19 protein-coding genes are annotated in these 17407 nt (G+C 58.9%); 14 read left to right on the top strand and 5 right to left on the bottom strand.

The genetic code is table 11. The features are described 5' to 3' along the window. Positions 1–3 precede the first annotated feature (3 nt). The 12 genes from rlmB to der all read left to right on the top strand — a co-directional run bounded on the left by rlmB (position 4) and on the right by der (position 11703). Positions 4–759, top strand: coding sequence for a 23S rRNA (guanosine(2251)-2'-O)-methyltransferase RlmB (rlmB, locus tag ACWXTG_RS04670; RefSeq protein WP_480220867.1), 756 nt, complete (start codon positions 4–6; stop codon positions 757–759). Between the two features lie 233 nt (positions 760–992). Continuing rightward, complete coding sequence (gene ndk / locus ACWXTG_RS04665; protein ID WP_309565433.1) at positions 993–1418, top strand: nucleoside-diphosphate kinase; 426 nt, start codon at positions 993–995, stop codon at positions 1416–1418. Between the two features lie 10 nt (positions 1419–1428). Continuing rightward, on the top strand, positions 1429–2517 hold the full coding sequence (gene rlmN, locus ACWXTG_RS04660; protein WP_480220866.1) for a dual-specificity RNA methyltransferase RlmN: 1089 nt from the start codon (positions 1429–1431) through the stop codon (positions 2515–2517). Positions 2518–2531: 14 nt separating this feature from the next. Continuing rightward, positions 2532–3257, top strand: coding sequence for a type IV pilus biogenesis/stability protein PilW (gene pilW, locus ACWXTG_RS04655; protein ID WP_480220865.1), 726 nt, complete (start codon positions 2532–2534; stop codon positions 3255–3257). Beyond that, positions 3257–4162, top strand: coding sequence for a helix-turn-helix domain-containing protein (locus ACWXTG_RS04650; RefSeq protein ID WP_480220864.1), 906 nt, complete (start codon positions 3257–3259; stop codon positions 4160–4162). Before pilW ends, ACWXTG_RS04650 begins: the two co-directional genes overlap by 1 nt. A gap of 3 nt (positions 4163–4165) precedes the next feature. Further along, a complete protein-coding gene (ispG, locus tag ACWXTG_RS04645; RefSeq protein WP_480220863.1) occupies positions 4166–5452 on the top strand; it encodes a flavodoxin-dependent (E)-4-hydroxy-3-methylbut-2-enyl-diphosphate synthase in 1287 nt (428 codons plus the stop codon). A 24-nt stretch (positions 5453–5476) separates the two neighbouring features. Further along, on the top strand, positions 5477–6736 hold the full coding sequence (gene hisS, locus ACWXTG_RS04640) for a histidine--tRNA ligase (protein WP_480220862.1): 1260 nt from the start codon (positions 5477–5479) through the stop codon (positions 6734–6736). Next, entirely contained in the window at positions 6733–7566 is an 834-nt protein-coding gene (locus ACWXTG_RS04635) for an ATP-binding cassette domain-containing protein (RefSeq protein ID WP_480220861.1), read from the top strand. Before hisS ends, ACWXTG_RS04635 begins: the two co-directional genes overlap by 4 nt. After that, entirely contained in the window at positions 7566–8381 is an 816-nt protein-coding gene (locus ACWXTG_RS04630; protein ID WP_407996729.1) for an ATP-binding cassette domain-containing protein, read from the top strand. Before ACWXTG_RS04635 ends, ACWXTG_RS04630 begins: the two co-directional genes overlap by 1 nt. Before the next feature lie 14 nt (positions 8382–8395). Beyond that, positions 8396–9022, top strand: a complete 627-nt coding sequence (locus tag ACWXTG_RS04625) for a YfgM family protein (protein ID WP_309565425.1) — start codon at positions 8396–8398, stop codon at positions 9020–9022. Positions 9023–9034: 12 nt separating this feature from the next. Next, the gene (gene bamB / locus ACWXTG_RS04620; RefSeq protein ID WP_480220860.1) at positions 9035–10207 is read left to right on the top strand and encodes an outer membrane protein assembly factor BamB; all 1173 of its coding nucleotides are present in this window, start codon (positions 9035–9037) and stop codon (positions 10205–10207) included. Continuing rightward, positions 10207–11703: a ribosome biogenesis GTPase Der gene (der, locus tag ACWXTG_RS04615; protein ID WP_480221208.1), complete on the top strand. Its 1497-nt coding sequence runs from the start codon at positions 10207–10209 to the stop codon at positions 11701–11703. The genes bamB and der overlap by 1 nt, the downstream gene beginning before the upstream one ends. Positions 11704–11896: 193 nt before the next feature. On the opposite strand, the gene ACWXTG_RS04610 is transcribed toward der, so the two are convergent. After that, on the bottom strand, positions 11897–12700 hold the full coding sequence (locus ACWXTG_RS04610; protein ID WP_480220859.1) for an outer membrane protein assembly factor BamD: 804 nt from the start codon (positions 12698–12700) through the stop codon (positions 11897–11899). 85 nt (positions 12701–12785) lie between these two features. On the opposite strand from ACWXTG_RS04610, the gene rluD reads away from it, so the two are divergent. Continuing rightward, positions 12786–13850: a 23S rRNA pseudouridine(1911/1915/1917) synthase RluD gene (gene rluD, locus ACWXTG_RS04605; RefSeq protein ID WP_480220858.1), complete on the top strand. Its 1065-nt coding sequence runs from the start codon at positions 12786–12788 to the stop codon at positions 13848–13850. Next, complete coding sequence (gene pgeF, locus ACWXTG_RS04600) at positions 13840–14574, top strand: peptidoglycan editing factor PgeF (RefSeq protein WP_480220857.1); 735 nt, start codon at positions 13840–13842, stop codon at positions 14572–14574. Before rluD ends, pgeF begins: the two co-directional genes overlap by 11 nt. 71 nt (positions 14575–14645) lie before the next feature. Here the strand turns inward: pgeF and ACWXTG_RS04595 are convergent, their stop codons facing one another. The 4 genes from ACWXTG_RS04595 to ACWXTG_RS04580 form a co-directional block, all read right to left on the bottom strand. Continuing rightward, positions 14646–15068, bottom strand: coding sequence for a cupin domain-containing protein (locus tag ACWXTG_RS04595; RefSeq protein WP_309565420.1), 423 nt, complete (start codon positions 15066–15068; stop codon positions 14646–14648). A 75-nt stretch (positions 15069–15143) separates the two neighbouring features. Then, positions 15144–15509, bottom strand: a complete 366-nt coding sequence (locus ACWXTG_RS04590; protein ID WP_309565419.1) for a VOC family protein — start codon at positions 15507–15509, stop codon at positions 15144–15146. Beyond that, positions 15487–16314, bottom strand: a complete 828-nt coding sequence (locus ACWXTG_RS04585) for a heme ABC transporter ATP-binding protein (protein WP_407994980.1) — start codon at positions 16312–16314, stop codon at positions 15487–15489. Before ACWXTG_RS04585 ends, ACWXTG_RS04590 begins: the two co-directional genes overlap by 23 nt. An 8-nt stretch (positions 16315–16322) precedes the next feature. Continuing rightward, complete coding sequence (locus tag ACWXTG_RS04580) at positions 16323–17399, bottom strand: FecCD family ABC transporter permease (protein ID WP_480221207.1); 1077 nt, start codon at positions 17397–17399, stop codon at positions 16323–16325. Between the last annotated feature and the right edge of the window lie 8 nt (positions 17400–17407).

Raw genomic sequence — 17407 nt, 5'->3', positions numbered from 1 at the left:
TGAATGAGTGATGCACGTATTTTGTTTGGCTTTCATGCCGTATTGAGCCGTTTGCGCCAGCATGGGGCGAGCATTCAGGAAATCCTGATCGACAAGGACAGGGTGGATGCGAGGATGAAGGATTTATTGCATATGGCAGAAAATGCCAATGTGCGGGTGATGCAGGTGGAACGGGCCCGCCTTGATGGGATAGCAGGCGGCAATGCCCGGCATCAAGGCGTGATTGCGCGGGTGGTGGATACGCCCATTCCTTACAAGGATATCCACGACATTCTGGAGTCCGACCTCAAGGAGCCGCCATTCTTCCTGGTGCTGGACGGCGTGGAAGACCCGCATAACCTTGGCGCCTGCCTGCGGGTGGCGGATGCCATGGGGGTACATGCGGTGATCGCGCCCAAGGATCGTGCTACCGGCTTGAATGCCACAGTGCGCAAGGTGGCTTGCGGTGCGGCGGAAACAGTGCCTTTTATTGCAGTAACTAATCTGGCGAGAACTTTGCGTGAACTGAAAGATGCGGGCGTGTTCATTGTCGGGGCTGCGGCGGAAGCCAATGTAGACTTGCCATCTACCGACTTGTCAGGTCCTTTGGCATTGGTGCTGGGAGCGGAGGGTACAGGTTTGCGCAGGCTGACCCAGGAAAACTGCGACAGCTTGATCAGCATTCCGATGTTCGGTTCGGTCGAGAGCCTGAATGTCTCGGTGGCCAGCGGCATCTGCCTGTATGAGGCGCGCAGACAACGCAGTCTGCAGCAAGGTTGACCAAGCCCGCCATTGGCGGGTTTTTTATGAGAGTATCAATTTATTTTGCCTAAGGCATGAAATGTCGCGAACCTGTCACCATGCATGTCAATACTTGGTGAGTTAAGTGCCTGGTTTTTGCAGGGTAAATACGTGGTAAATATTGCGCCCCAGCTTTATTTTAAGCCGCTAAAATGTTATTTTATCGGTCTTTCCGTAGTTGTTTTTATCAAATAATTATCTTTGGAGTCATCATGGCTGTTGAACGTACCCTATCCATTATCAAACCCGATGCAGTTGCCAAGAACGTGATCGGCAAGATCTACACCCGTTTTGAAGATGCCGGCCTCAAGATCATCGCTTCCAAGCTGGTGCAACTGTCTCAGGCTGATGCTGAGGGTTTCTACGCTGTTCACAAGGAGCGTCCTTTCTTTAACGACCTGGTCAAGTTCATGATCTCCGGGCCCGTCGTCGTGCAAGTGCTGGAAGGCGAGAACGCCGTGCTCAAGCACCGTGAGCTGATGGGCGCTACCGACCCGAAGAAGGCCGAGCCAGGCACTATCCGCGCCGATTTTGCCGACAGCATCGACGCCAACGCCGTGCACGGTTCCGACTCCCTGGAAAACGCTGCGAACGAAATTGCGTATTTCTTCGCACAGTCCAACGTTTACAGCCGCTAAGGTATAGCGCATGACGGTCAATCTCCTCAATCTCAACCAGGCAGCGCTCGCCGAATACTTCCAGAGTATTGGCGAGAAGCCGTTTCGCGCCAAACAGATGATGCGCTGGATGCATCATTTTGGCGTGAACGAGTTCGGGGAGATGACCGATATTGCCAAGGCGTTGCGTGAAAAGCTCGCCAAGGAGGCCGTGATTACGCCTCCGTCAGTCCATCTCGAGCAAATATCGGAAGACGGTACGCGCAAGTGGTTGATTGACGTAGGCGCAGGCAATGGCGTCGAAACCGTGTTCATCCCCGAGGACGAGCGCGGCACGTTATGCGTTTCCTCGCAGGTGGGGTGTGCGCTGGATTGCACGTTCTGTTCGACAGGGCGCCAGGGTTTCAACCGCAACCTCAGCGTGTCCGAGATCATCGGGCAATTGTGGGTGGCGAACAAGGCGCTGGGGCGCGATCCCAAGGGAGAGCGCATCATCAGCAACGTGGTGATGATGGGCATGGGCGAGCCGCTTGCCAATTTCGACAATGTGGTGATGGCCATGAACATCATGCTGGACGACTCGGCCTATGGCTTGAGCCGCCGCCGCGTGACATTGTCCACCTCGGGCATGGTGCCGGCGATGGACAGGTTGCGCGAGGAGTGCCCTGTGGCGCTGGCCGTTTCCCTGCATGCTCCCAATGACGCATTGCGCGACGAGATCGTGCCGATCAACCGCAAATATCCGATTGCACAGCTGATGGCGGCTTGCCAGCGCTACCTGGAAAAAGCGCCGCGCGATTTCGTCACCTTCGAATATGTGATGCTGGATGGTGTCAACGATACGGCCGAGCATGCCAAGCAATTGCTGGATATCGTCAAGGACGTGCCGTGCAAGTTCAACCTGATCCCGTTCAACCCGTTCCCCAATAGCGGCTACGGCACTTCCAAGCCGGACAATATCCGCCGCTTCCGCGATATCCTCATGCAGGCTGGCTATATCGTGACTACGCGCAAGACGCGCGGCGAGGATATCGACGCCGCCTGCGGCCAGCTGGCCGGCAAGGTGCACGACAAGACCAAGCGCTCGTTGCGCCGCATCAAGGTGGAGGCCATTGCGTGAGGAAATGCCTGGTGATGGCCGCCGGGTTGCTGCTTGTTGCATGTGCTGCCACTGAAACCAAGCAGGATACCGAAGCAAGCCGCGAGCGAGCCCGTGTGCATACCGAGCTGGGCGCCGGTTATTATGCCCAGAACCAGATTGCGGTAGCGCTGGAAGAGTTCGAGCTTGCCGCGCAGATCAATCCTTTCTATGCCCCTGCGTATAACGGCCTTGGCTTGGTCTATGGCGCGTTGCGCGAGGATGAGAAAGCCGATACGGCCTTCCGCAAGGCATTGCAGTTGGATCCGAAAAGTTCGGAGACCCGCAACAATTACGGCAGTTTTCTCTGCGCGCGCAACCGTATCGACGAATCCATTGCCCAGTTCACCGAAGCCGTAAAGAATCCGCTCTATGTCACGCCAGGCGTGGCCTACATGAATGCAGGAACCTGCCTGCTGCGCAAGAAGGATATCAAGCAGGCCGAGCTTTACCTGCAACATGCCTTGCAATTGCAGCCGCAACTGTTCCAGGCTGGATATCAATTGGCGGTGATTGCCCACAGCCGGGGAGAGTATGGGGCTGCACGCAATTACTTGAACCCTGCACTGGAAAGCAATAGCCCTACCGCCGACATGTTATGGTTGGGCATCAAGCTTGCGCGTGAAGCCGGGGACCGGGATAGTGAAGCCAGCTATGCCTTGCAGCTGAGGAGGAAGTTCCCCAACTCCGAGCAGACAAAACAATTATTGTCAGGACAGTAATGATGAGTGAGCAAGATTCTCCTGAACAGGAAATACAGGCAGCGCCAACCTATATCGACCGTATCGGGCCAGCCTTGGTTGCCGCGCGGGAAAACCTTGCCCTGGGGGCCGAAGATATTGCAAACCGCCTGCGCCTGAGCCTGCGCCAGGTGCAGGCGCTGGAAAATGACGATTTCGCCGTGCTGCCAGAAGCTGTGATCACGCGAGGCTTCATCCGCAACTACGCGCGCCTGGTCAATATCGACGCGGCTCCTTTATTGCGCGTCTACAGTCAATATGTGCCCGTGCAGGATAGCCAGGCGATCAGCATCCCATCGGCCAATATCGTCATTTCCGGCGAGGCCGGCACCTCATGGCGGCCCTATGTCTGGTTTGGGGTATTGCTTGTCGTGTTGCTGGCCGGCTGGGTGCTCTATGTCGACTTCTTCCAGAAGCATGATCCCGGCGCCGGATTGCCGGAGGCGCCTGTTGCCGGCCTCCTTGGTAACGAGGGTGAGGCTGCTAGTGAACGCGTGGTGGAAAACCCTGCATTGCCAGCGCAACCTGCGGCCCCTGTTCCAACCCAAGAGATACAGCCCCCGGCAGAGGCTTCGATCCCTCCCGCCCAGCCTGCTCCAGCTCCGCAGGCAGCGCCGGGCGATAATACGCAGTCCCAGCCGGCCGCAGGCGATGCACGCCTCAAGTTTTCAGTCGATGAGGCGACCTGGATCAGCATCGCGGATGGCAGCGGCAAGCAAATCGTGAACAAGACCTTGGCCGCCAACAGCGAGGAAGTCATTGCTGGCAGGCCGCCGTTCAGGGTCGTGATCGGCAATACCGCTGGCACCAAGCTTGAATACAACAACAACCCGGTTGACCTTGCACCTTATACCAAGGTCAACGTGGCCCGTCTGACACTGGAGTAGCGCTTGGGTCATCAAACTCTCAGTCGGCGTACCACCAAGACCGTGATGATCGGTCATGTCCCGGTGGGCAGTAGCGCCCCGGTGGTGGTGCAATCCATGACCAATACCGATACCGCCGATGCGGCAGCCACGGTTCAGCAGGTACACGAACTCTGGCGCGCAGGCTCGGAGGTCGTGCGCATTACCGTAAATTCTCCGGAGGCCGCCGCGCAGGTGGGCGCCATCCGGCGACAGCTTGACGATATGGGCTGCAATGTTCCGCTGGTGGGCGATTTCCACTTCAATGGCCACCGCTTGCTGGCGCAGTATCCCGATTGCGCGGAAGCGCTGGCAAAATACCGCATCAACCCGGGCAATGTGGGCAAGGGCTCCAAGCGCGATGAGCAGTTTTCCTCCATGATCAAGGCGGCGATCGACTACAACAAGCCTGTGCGCATCGGCGTCAACTGGGGCAGCCTGGACCAGGCCAAGATGGCGCGCATGATGGATGAAAACTCAAAGCGTGCCGCGCCATTGACGGCGGATGCCCTGATGCGCGAGATGCTGATCCAGTCGGCACTGGAGAATGCGGCAGAGGCGGAAGACCTTGGATTGCCCAGCGACCGTATCATCATTTCCTGCAAGGTAAGCGCCGTGCAGGACCTGATCAAGGTATACCGCGACCTGGGCGGCCGCTGCGATTATCCCCTGCACCTCGGGTTGACGGAGGCGGGGATGGGTTCCAAGGGGATTGTGGCATCCACTGCCGCCTTGTCTGTACTGTTGCAAGATGGAATAGGAGATACCATTCGGGTGTCGCTCACCCCGGAACCGGGTGAGCCACGTACCAAGGAGGTGGTGGTGGCGCAAGAGATCCTGCAGACCATGGGCATACGTTCATTCACCCCATTGGTGACCGCTTGCCCCGGATGCGGGCGGACGACTTCCACGTTTTTCCAGGAGCTGGCGCAGAAAATCCAGCGTTACCTGCGTGACCAGATGCCGGTCTGGCGCAGCCAGTATCCTGGGGTGGAGAACATGAGCGTGGCCGTGATGGGCTGCGTCGTGAACGGCCCGGGCGAGTCCAAGCTCGCGAACATTGGCATCAGCCTGCCGGGAACGGGGGAAGTGCCTGTCGCCCCTGTCTACGTCGACGGCGAGAAAACCGTGACCCTCAAGGGCGAGGGCATCGCCGACGACTTCAAGGTGATCGTGGAAGAATACGTGCGCGTCAATTATGCCGAGGGCGGGCGCTTGCGCCAGCAGGATACGGGCAAAGGCCTGAAAACCATTCCGCTCAAGGCAATCTAGAAAATAAGACTGAATCAAGCATCTATGTCCGATAAGTTTCAAAGCATCAAGGGTTTCTACGACATCCTGCCGGCGGATACTGCGCTTTGGCAGCGTCTGGAAGACGGCGCCAGGCGCGTCTTGGCACAGTATGGCTACCGCAATATCCGCCTGCCTATCGTCGAGCCGACCGAACTCTTCATTCGCGGGGTGGGCGAGCACACCGATATCGTCGAAAAGGAAATGTATTCCTGGGAAGACAAGCTCAACGGCGACCGCCTGACCTTGCGCCCCGAGGGAACCGCTGGATGCGTGCGTGCCGTGGTCGAGCACAGCCTGACCTATAACGGGCCGCAGCGCCTCTGGTACATCGGCCCGATGTTCCGGCACGAGAACGTGCAGAAGGGCCGTCAGCGCCAGTTTCACCAGATCGGCGCCGAAGCGTTCGGCTATACCGGTCCGGATGTCGATGCCGAGCAGATCGCCATTCTGGCCAGGCTTTGGCGCGAGCTTGGCGTGGCGGACGCGGTCGAGCTGCAACTGAATACCATTGGAGACGCATCGGAGCGCGCCGAATACCGCCAGGTGCTGATCCGTTATTTCGAGCAGCATGCGGACATCCTGGATGATGACGCCAGGCGGCGCTTACATGCCAACCCATTGCGCATCCTCGACAGCAAGAACCCTGCAATGCAGGCCATGATCGAGGCCGCCCCCAAATTGCTGGACAGCCTTGGCGAGGAAAGCCGCGCCCACTTCGACGGGGTAACCAGCCGGCTTGACCAGCTCGGCGTCAAGTGGACGTTGAACACCCGCCTGGTGCGCGGCCTGGATTACTATAACCGTACCGTGTTCGAATGGGTCACCGGCAAGCTGGGCAGCCAGGGCACGATCGCAGGCGGCGGCCGCTACGACACCCTGGTGCAGAGCCTGGGCGGCAAGGAAACCCCGGCGTGCGGTTTCGGTATCGGCCTTGAACGCGTCTTCCTGCTGATGCAGGAATGCGGCATTGAAGCAGTTCACAGCCCCGATGTCTATCTCGTGAATGTCGGCGATGCGGCCGGCAAAGCCGCATTGCCTATTGCGGAAGCCTTGCGTGACAGCGGCTTGAACGTAAACCTGCATGCGGGGGGCGGCAGTTTCAAGTCGCAAATGAAAAAAGCCGACCAGAGCGGCGCGCCTTACGCCTTGATTCTGGGCGACGACGAGGTCGCCGCCGGCGAGGTTTGCCTGAAACCATTGCGCGAAAGTGGAGAGCAACGGAGAATGTCCCTGTCCCAGGCCATAGAGGCATTGCATACATGACCGAACTGCTGCGCATTGAGAACCTGACCATCGCTCCCAGGGCCGAGCCCGAGCGTTTGCTGGTCAACCATGTTTCCTTTGCGCTGGAAGCCGGCAAAACCACTTGCATCGTGGGCGAGTCCGGAAGCGGTAAAAGCCTGACCGCGTTGGCCGTCATGGGCTTGCTCTCCGACCAGCTGCAGTTGAAAAGCGGCAGCATCCATTTCAAGGGCCGCGATATTGCGCAGGCGAGCCATGTCCAGCTGCAGAAAATTCGCGGCAGGGAAATCGGCATGATTTTCCAGGAGCCCATGACTTCGCTCAATCCCGTATTGACTGTCGGCTACCAGATAGGCGAAAGCCTGGCGCAGCATCTCAAGCTGAATGGCGCAGCCCTCAAGGCGCGGGTTGCCGGCTTGTTGCAGCAGGTGGGCATCCCGCCCGAGCGCGCCAACAGCTATCCGGACGAGTTGTCCGGCGGCCAGCGCCAGCGCGTCATGATCGCCATGAGCATTGCATGCGAGCCTGCCATGCTGATTGCCGATGAACCCACGACTGCGCTTGATGTGACGGTGCAGGCGCAAATCCTCAAGCTGCTGGCCGAGCTCAAGACGCGCATGCACATGGGCATGCTGTTCATCACGCATGATTTTGGCGTGGTGGCCGATATTGCGGACAATGTCGTGGTCATGTTCCGTGGCGAGATTGTGGAGGCGGGCCCCGTGCAAGAGGTGCTGCAGAATCCGCAGCATCCTTATACCCGCGCCTTGCTTGACTGCGTGCCCGATGCCGACGGCAAGAAGCCTCTCAAGCCCATCGACTATGCCTGGCTGAAGACAGGAGCCGCCTGATGAGTACCGCACCGGACAAATATATCCTGCTCGCCCGCGGCCTCAACAAAACCTATACCCAGCGTAGCGGGCGGTTCGGTTTTGGCAGCACCAAGGTCAAGGCCCTGGATGACGTGAGCATTTCACTGCGGGCCGGCAGCACGCTGGCGGTAGTGGGGGAGTCCGGCAGCGGTAAATCCACTTTGGCGCGTTGTCTGTTACAATTGCAGCCCTTGGACAGCGGCGAAGTCATTTTCCAGGGCAATAACCTGGCAGGATTCTCAGGCAACGCCTTGCGGCGCGAACGCCGGCACTTGCAGATGATTTTCCAGGATCCGTTCGCCTCGCTCAATCCGCGCATGAAAGTGCGCGACATTGTGGCGGAAGGACTGGTGATTCATGAGATCGGCACCGCCAAAGAGCAGCAGGACAAGGTCGTGCAGATGCTGGAGCGGGTTGGCCTGAGCGCTGCCGATATGAATAAGTATTCCCACCAGTTTTCCGGCGGGCAGCGCCAGCGCATCGGAATTGCCCGGGCGCTTGTGCTGCAGCCCAAGGTCGTGGTGTGCGATGAACCGGTTTCTGCGCTGGATGTATCGATCCAGGCGCAGATTTTGTTGTTGTTGCAAAGCCTGCAGCAGGAAATGGATTTGAGCTATATCTTCATCAGCCATGACCTGCGCGTGGTACGTCATATCGCGGATGATGTCGCCGTGATGTACAAGGGGCGCATCGTGGAGCAGGGGAAGGTGGAAAGCATTTATGACGCACCAACCCAGGACTACACCCGTAATTTGTTGAATTCTATCCCTGGACGCAAGTCCTCGGCTGCGTAATTTTAGGAAAGAGCATGGCATACGATTTGGAAGAACAGGATCAGCTGGATGCACTCAAGAGCTGGTGGAAGCGCAATGGCAATCTCGTAGCCGGCGTGGCGGCAATCGCCCTGGTGGGCTTTGGCGGCTATGAAGGCTGGAAGTACTACCAGCACCAGCAATCGGCGGCTGCTTCCGTGCAATACCAGAACATGGCCAGTACCGATATCAAGGATGCCGCCAAGATCCGGGCGCTGTCTGCCGAGCTGATCGATAAATACGCCTCCACGCCATATGCGGGACGCGCTGCCGTAGCCGTGGCCAAGCTCAACTACCAGGAACAGGACCTGGAAAGCGCCAAGTCGCAACTGACATGGGCTGCCAAGAACGCCAAGGAAGATGCGGTGCGCGCGATCGCATTGCTGCAGCTGGCTTCCATCCAGTACGAGGAAAAAGCCTACGACGAGGCGTTGAAGACCTTGTCTGAAAAGCATGACGCAGGATACGCCGGATTGTTTGCCGACCTGAAGGGCGATGTGCTTGTGGCGCAAGGCAAGACCGACGATGCCAAGGCCGCTTACAAGGATGCGCTTGCCAAGCTGGATATGCAAGGCGATTACTACAAATATACCGAGCACAAGCTGGAAGCACTCGGCAGTTAAGTGGAGCTAAGTTTGCGTTCAATTTCATTGCTGGTCGCCGCTGCCCTGGTGTTGGGCGGTTGCACCACGATCACCGACCTCAAGACCGATATATCCGAGCGCATGTTCGGGCGCGACCAGGCGGATCCGCCAGCAGAGCTGGTCGATTTTAAGCCTACCTTGAAGCCGAGGATTGTCTGGTCTGCCAAGCTGGGCGACTCAGGCCTTGCCGACTTTATTCCGGCAGCGGCTGAAGGGTTTGTCTATGCCGCAAGCGGCAACGGCGAAATCGCCAAATTTGATGCGATCAGCGGCAAGCAGGTCTGGAAGATCAATGCCGGCGAAGCGCTCACGGGCGGCGTCGGCCTGGGCAGCCAATTGGTGCTGGTCGGGACGCCCAAGGGCTATGTGTTGGCATACGATCTCGAAGGCAAACTGTTGTGGAAGTCCAAGGTCAGCAGCGAGGTCTTGAGCGCACCGCAAGTGGATAACGGCGTGGTGGTGGTACGTTGCGGCGACAGCCGGATCTTTGGCTTGAATGCCAAGGACGGCGCGCGCAAATGGGTATACGAGCGCGCGACCCCAACCCTGACACTGCGCAGCAGTGCAGGCGTGACCATTGCCGACGGCGCTGTCTATGCTGGTTTTGCGGGCGGCAAGCTTGTCGCATTGCGGGCCGAGGACGGCAAGACCTTGTGGGAGGCATCGGTGGCCTTGCCAAAGGGAACGACGGAATTGGAGCGTATCGCCGACATTACCAGCCTGCCGGTCGTGGATGGCCCGCTGGTATATGCAGTCGCCTATCAAGGCCGTGTTGCAGCCGTCGAGCGTACGACCGGGCGGGTCACCTGGAATCGTGACATTTCGAGCTATACCGGCCTGGGGGCGGAAGATGCCCGCGTGTACGTCTCGCATGCGACCGGCGCCGTGTTTGCGCTTGATTATTCGAGCGGCCGCACTTTCTGGCGCCAGCCCGATCTCAAGAACCGCCTACTGAGCGCGCCGCTGCCCATGGGCGGCGTAGTGACCGTGGGCGATGTCGAGGGCTATATCCATTTCATGGACCGGGACGAGGGTAATTTCGTTGCCAGGCTGCAAACGGAAAAAGGCGCCATCATGCCGCAGCCGGTTGCCATCGGCACCAATGGTTTCCTGGTCCAGACCCGCAAGGGCGGCCTGTATGCCGTTTCAGTAGTTCCGCAATGATGCTGCCGACCATCGTCCTCGTAGGCCGGCCCAATGTGGGTAAGTCGACCCTGTTCAACCGCCTGACCAAAACCCGCGATGCACTGGTGGCGGACCTGCCGGGGCTGACGCGCGACCGGCACTATGGCCGCGGCGTGGTGGGAAGCAAGCCCTACCTGGTCGTCGATACCGGCGGTTTCGAGCCATTGGTGGATAGCGGCATCCTCAAGGAAATGGCGCGCCAGACATTGCTGGCGATCGATGAAGCCGACGTGGTGATTTTCCTGGTGGACGGACGCAACGGCCTGGCGCCGCAAGACAAGGTGATTGCCGAACGCCTGCGCAAGAGCCAGCGCCCTATATTATTGGCCGTCAACAAGACGGAAGGCATGCAGCGCGCGATTGCCAGTGCCGAGTTCCACGAACTTGGCCTGGGCGCCCCCTTGTCTATTTCCTCGGCCCATGGCGAGGGCGTGCGCGACCTTGTCGAGCTGGCCCTGGAAAACTTCCCTGAGCCGGATGAGGAAGAAGAAGCCAAGGCGAACCAGGTGCCCAAGGTGGCCATTGTGGGCCGCCCGAATGTTGGCAAGTCCACCTTGGTCAATGCATTGCTCGGTGAAGAGCGCGTCATCGCATTCGACCAGCCCGGCACTACCCGCGACTCGATCTATCTGGACCTTGATCGCAACGGCAAGCGTTACACCATCATCGACACGGCAGGCGTGCGCAAACGGGGCAAGGTATTTGAGGCGGTTGAGAAGTTTTCCGTGATCAAGACCATGCAGGCGATCGAGGAAGCCAACGTCGCCATCCTTGTGGTAGATGCACAGGAAGGGATCACCGAGCAGGATGCGCACGTATCGGCCTACATCCTCGACAGCGGCCGTGCATTGGTAGTGGCCGTGAACAAGTGGGATGGCCTGGAAGAGGACAAGCGCGAGTGGATCAAGCGCGAGATCGACCGCAAGCTGCAATTCCTCGATTTTGCCAAATTCCACTATATTTCCGCCTTGCGCAAGAAAGGCCTGAATGAACTGTTCAGTTCCGTGGATGGCGCCTACAAGGCTGCCATGGCCAAGCTTTCAACCCCGCAACTGACCCGGGTGCTGGAGGATGCGACCATGCAGCACCAGCCGCCGATCAGCAAGGGCATACGCCCCAAGCTGCGCTATGCGCACCAGGGTGGCAGCAACCCGCCTATCGTGGTGATCCACGGCAACCATGTGGACGGCATCAAGGATAGTTACAGGCGTTATCTTGCCGGGATATTCCGCAAGGCGTTTCAATTGACCGGCACGCCGCTGCGGGTGCAGTTCAACCAGGGAAACAATCCTTTTGCCGAGCCGGAAGAACGCAAGCAGGGAGAGGGCATCGTGAGCATGCGCAGGCGCAAGACTGCGGAACGTGCCGCCTTGAATGCACGGAAGAACGAGGATCAAGGGCGCAAGGTGAAGAAAAAGCCTGGCGTGGTGGCAAATGCACGGAATGTCAGAAAGCCGGCAGCAATCAAGAAGTAGATTGAATGTCTGCTAGGAAAGAGAGTTAGCGAATTATTGGCCGGGCAATGCCCGGCCATGTTTTTATGTGAGCGTATTAAAAGCGCCTGACAAAACTTAGCGAAAAGACTTGGCTAGGCGCTCCTGCCGCAGACAGTAAAAGCAGAGTACGGCAAGGCAGGACTACAACGCCGGAAGCGTTTTGTCAACGGCCCTACAGCAGGCTTTCCCAGAACTTCCACCAGACGCGTTCGTCCTTGGGCACATTATTGCTGAGCATGGGGCTGTTGGGATAATTCTGTGCCAGCACGCGCTTGGTGTCGTCACGCAGGTCATCCATGCTCATGGCGTCGTAGGCGCTGATCAGGATCACCAAGGCTTCTTCGATATGGGGCGTGTCGGGGTAGAACTCCATGACATATTTGCAGCGGTTGGCCGCAGCCACGTAAGCCTGGCGCTTCATATAGTAGCGGGCGACGTGCAGCTCATGCTGGGCGAGCGAATTCACCAGATAGCTCATGCGCAAGGTGGCGTCCTTGACATAGCGGCTGTTGGGGAAGCGGTTCACCAGCTCCTTGAGGGCAAGGAATGATTCGCGCAACGATTTGGGGTCGCGGTCGCTGATTTGCTGCTTGGTGAGTTTCTCGATGACGCCGCGTTCGTTGAAGGTGGCCAGGCCCTTCATGTAGTATGCATAGTCCACGTTCGGGTGGTTGGGATGCAGCTTGATGAAGCGGTCTGCCGCGGCCATCGTGGCGGCAGGGTCGTTTTTCTTGTAATGCGCGTAAATCACTTCAAGCTGTGACTGGGTGGCATAGCGGCCATGCGGATAACGGGACTCCAGTATCTGGAAATACTTGATGGCTTTTTCATAGTCGCGGGTGGTCATGTTTTCCACTGCAGCGGCGTAGATACGCTGCACTGGCCAGCCCTTTGTTTCATCCAGTTCTGTCGGCGAGCCGAAAATCGCGCAGCCTGTGAGCCAGAGTACTGCAATTAACGCTAAACTATGCTTCATTTACAAAATCCATGATTAAGGTTGTGGGTGCCGTTTAACACAATGCCGCTGCCTTGGCGCAGCGCATCATGATTGATTATAACCGATGAGCAACACCGCAACGCCTATTACTCTCACAATTACCCAGGAGCTTGGGGGCATGCGCCTGGACCAGGCGCTGCAACGCCTGATGCCGGAACACTCGCGTTCTCGCATCCAGGGCTGGATCAAGGATGGGTTAGTCACCATTGCCGAAGAAACCCCCACAGCCAAGTTCAAGGTATGGGGCGGGGAGCAGGTACAGATCACGCCGCAAGCGGCGCCGGAGGCATCGGCTTTCGAACCGGAAAACATTCCGCTGGACGTGGTGTTCGAGGATGAGCATATCCTGGTGATCAACAAGCCTGCCGGCCTGGTGGTGCATCCTGCGGCGGGCAACTGGAGCGGCACCTTGCTCAATGCCTTGCTCTACCATGCGCCGCAGCTCAAGGATGTGCCCAGGGCCGGCATCGTGCACCGGCTGGACAAGGATACCAGCGGCCTGCTGGTCGTTGCCAAGACGCTGGCTGCGCAAACGAACCTGGTGAGGCAATTGCAGGCGCGCACCGTCAAGCGCGAGTACCGCACCATCGTCTGGGGGCAGGTGTGGCGCAACGGCAAGGTGGACCAGCCTATCGGCCGCCATCCGCACGCCCGCACCAAGATGGCCGTGAACCGCATGGGCAAGCCCGCGGTCACCCATTATGAAGTGCTGGACCGCTTTTCCGTGCATACCTACATGCGCTGCCTATTGGAAACCGGGCGCACGCACCAGATCCGCGTACACATGCAGCACCTCAAGGCGCCTATCGTCGGCGATCCGGTCTACGGCATACGCGGCATTCTGCCGCTACGCCATATTTCGGACAACCTCAGGACCGTATTGCTCGATTTCAAGCGCCAGGCGTTGCATGCCATCCGGCTCGGGCTCAAGCATCCTGCGACCGGCGAACCGATGGAGTGGCAGGTAGAGCTTGCCGCCGACATGAAGGTGCTGCTGGAAGCGATCCGCGCCGAAAACGTGCCGCCGGAAGAAGCGGATGCGTTCTACGTGGATGATGACGAGTTTGCCTACGAGTATGACGACGATGAAGGGGATGACTGGTTCGAGGAGGACGAGGATGCTGAATGACCAAGACTTGATTGTTCCAGATTGGCCCGCGCCGGCCAATGTCAGGGCGTTGCAAACCACGCGGGCAGGCGGTCTCAGCAAATCGCCTTACGACAGCCTGAACCTGGGGATGCATGTCGGTGATGCGCCGCTGGATGTGGCAGCCAACCGCCAGCGCCTGAACCGCTATGTGCCAACGGAGCCGGTATGGCTCAACCAGGTGCATGGCATCACGGTGGTGGATGCAGGTACCGCCAGCTGCGCGCCTGATGCCGATGCCGCTTTTGCCCGCACCCGTCACACTGTATGTATCGTCATGACGGCGGACTGCCTGCCTGTGCTGATCTGCGATAAGGCAGGCACCATTGTGGCTGCTGTGCATGCGGGCTGGCGCAGCCTGCTGGATGGCGTGATAGAGAAGACGGTCGTCGAAATGGGTAAGCACGGCAGCGACCTGCTGGCTTGGCTGGGCCCGGCCATCGGGCCTGACGCCTTCGAGGTGGGTGATGAGGTGAGGAGGGCATTCATTGCAAAGGACGCAAGGGCTGAGCAGGCCTTCAAGCGCGCTCCTGCCGGAAAATGGCTGGGCGATATTTTCCAGCTAGGGCGGCAGCGTTTGGCGAACGTCGGCGTGACAGAAACCTACGGCGGGGGCCTATGCACTTATCATGATGCCGGGCGTTTTTTCTCGTTCCGCCGCGACCAGGCCACAGGCCGTATGGCAAGCCTGATCTGGCTGGAGTAACACTAAAATAAATATCTAGGGCAGCTGATAAAATTTCCTGAAGTTATACTCTTTGCCTTGTACTGCTTCGATCATTGCTCTTCCAGCAATGGAATGCCTTCGCCGCCCGCGTAGAACACAATCAATACCGCAGGGCTATCGCCTGTATAACCACGGTGCACGGCATGCACCATTTCGGGGAGCGCCTGCCCCGGGCCGAGGTGCAATGTTTCGCCGGTGCCATGCTTTTCCACGGTGATTTCGCCGGAAAGGATATAGGCGACATTGGGCACAGGATTGCTATGCCATGGCAGGGATGTGTTGGGCGGAATGGTAAAGCGCAACACGCTCAGCTCCGGCTTGCCCCCCGGGTAATTGGCGTAGTTCTTGCCATCCCAGGCCTTGACGCTGCGCAGCACCGGCTCGACTTGCAGTTGTTGCTCGGAAGCGGCGATGGCCGATGTGCTGAGGAGATTGAGGCCGGCGATACAGCATAATGTCCAGAAGCTTTTCATGAGGCACCATTCCTTTCTTGCAGATTGCAATGTCACACATTGCTTATCAAGCAAGGAACAGGCCAGGAGTATTTGCTAGATATTATGGCCGATGCGCCAGAGCACTCCGCTCGGGTCGGTGAAGACAAAATCGCGCATACGCCATGGCTGGTCGGTCACTTCTGAGATTTTACTGCCATATTTCTCGGCTATGCCGGACTGCCGGATACGCTCATGCCAGGCATCCGCATCCTCCACCAGCAAATGCATCATGAAATTGTCCGCGTAAGGCTGTACATAGAAATCCTGCAGCAGGAAAGCGCAATGTTCATAACAAAAATAGGCGATGCCGCCGCCTTCAGAACGCTTCTCGAAACCGATATCCTGGTAGAACTGCTGGGAAAGCTTGAAATCCTTGGCTGGCACGAATGCCTTGATTTCAACGGTCTTGAGCGTGCTCATCTCGCTTCCTCCATTGGGAATGGTGCCGGCGTGCGGCGATCATGGGCGTGCCGCCATCAGGGTGGTTGAGCAGTATGCAGGGCAGGTCGAAGCAGGCTTCGACCATGGCGGGCGTCATGATGGCTTCCACCCGGTCAATCGCTTGCAGCCTGCCGTCGCGCAGCAAGGCAATACGGTCTGCATATTGCGCTGCGAGGTTGAGGTCGTGCACGATGGCGACTACTGCCACATCGCCCTTGTCCGCCCATTTGCGGGCGATCTCGAGAATGCGGTGCTGTTGACGCGGATCCAGTGCCGCGGTGGGTTCGTCCAGCAGGAGCAGCCTGGGGCCTTCGCCTGGCTCCCATATCTGGGCCAGCACGCGCGCCATCTGCACCCGCGCCTGCTCCCCTCCCGAGAGGGTGGTATACACCTGCTCGGCCAGATGGGCCGCATCGACTTCCTGCATGGCCGCCATGGCGATCTGGTAATCCTGCGGGCGGTTTGCACCTTGATGGTGCGGATGACGCCCCAATAGGATGATTTCCAGTGCAGTATAGGCAAAGCCCACTTCAGCCTGTTGCTGCATGAGCGCACGCTGGCGCGCGAGCTTGAGCAAATTCCATTCGGATAAGCGCTTGTCGCCCCAATGTACTTCGCCTTGGCTGGGCTTCAATTCCCCGGACAGCAGGCGGATGAGCGAACTCTTGCCGGCGCCGTTGGGACCGCAGATCGCCACCAGCTCTCCTGGTGGAATCATGAAGTTGATATCGCGCAGCAATGTCTTGCTGCCAATATCGAGTCCGGTATTGATGACTTTTAGCATGACTATCCCTATACCCCGATTTTGCGGCGCATGCGGAACAGCAGCGCGAGGAAGAAGGGCACGCCGAGCAGGGCGGTGATGATGCCGACGGGCACCTCCGTCGGCACGGCAATCGTGCGCGCAAGCAAGTCCGACAGCAGCACCAGGATGGCGCCTACCAGTGCGGAGGCCGGCATGACCAGGCGCTGGTCCGGGCCAATCGCCAGCCGCACCAGGTGCGGCGCTACCAGGCCGATAAAGCCGATGATGCCCGTCACCGACACCACGGCGCCCACGGCAAGCGCAATCGCGCCGATGCATACCTGGTTGAGGCGGCGTACGGAAACCCCCAATAGGCTGGCCTGCACTTCGCCGAGTGCAAGCGTATTGAGCGCGCTGGACTGCTTGAGCAGGATGAGGACGGAACTGCCGCTCAGGCAGGCCACCATGGTGACCATCGGCCAGGTGGCGGCGCCCAGGCTGCCCAAGGACCAGAAGTTGAGCGAGCGCATCTGCAGGTCCGAGGCGATAAACGTCATCAAGCCGATCAGCGCTCCGCAGAGCGAACTGATGGCAATCCCGGCCAGCAGCATCAGGGCGATCGAGGTGCGCCCCTGGCGCGTTGAAATGACGAAAATCAGGATAGTGGCAATCAGGCTGCCGATGAAGGCGAAGATGGGCAGGGCGAACTCGCCGATCACGTCGTGCAATGCCGCCATCCAGACGCCGCCCAGCACGATGGCAAGCGCTGCAAACAGGGCCGCGCCGCCGGAAACGCCCACCAATCCGGGCTCTGCCAGCGGGTTGCGCAGCAGTGCCTGCATCGCCGCGCCGGATACGGCCAATGCCGCGCCGGTGAGTATGCCGAGGGCCAGGCGAGGCAGGCGTATATTCCACAGCACCATGGCTTGCTGCATGTGTTCCTGCGGAATGGCTTGCCATGCGGCAGACCCGGGCGGGCTGGTCAACAGCTTGACGACGTCCAACGGCGCAATGCTGACCGCGCCTATGCCTGCCGCCAGTACGACGAGGATGAAAAGTGTCACGCCCAGCCCGATCAATACACGGCTGCGTAATTGCAGGCTATGGCTTGCAGGCAAGGCCATTCGCAAGG

It is taken from the genome of Methylobacillus sp. DLP286 (assembly GCF_056636515.1).
The sequence above is the reverse complement of the archived record's forward strand: the minus strand, read 5'-3'. Positions and strand labels throughout refer to the sequence as shown.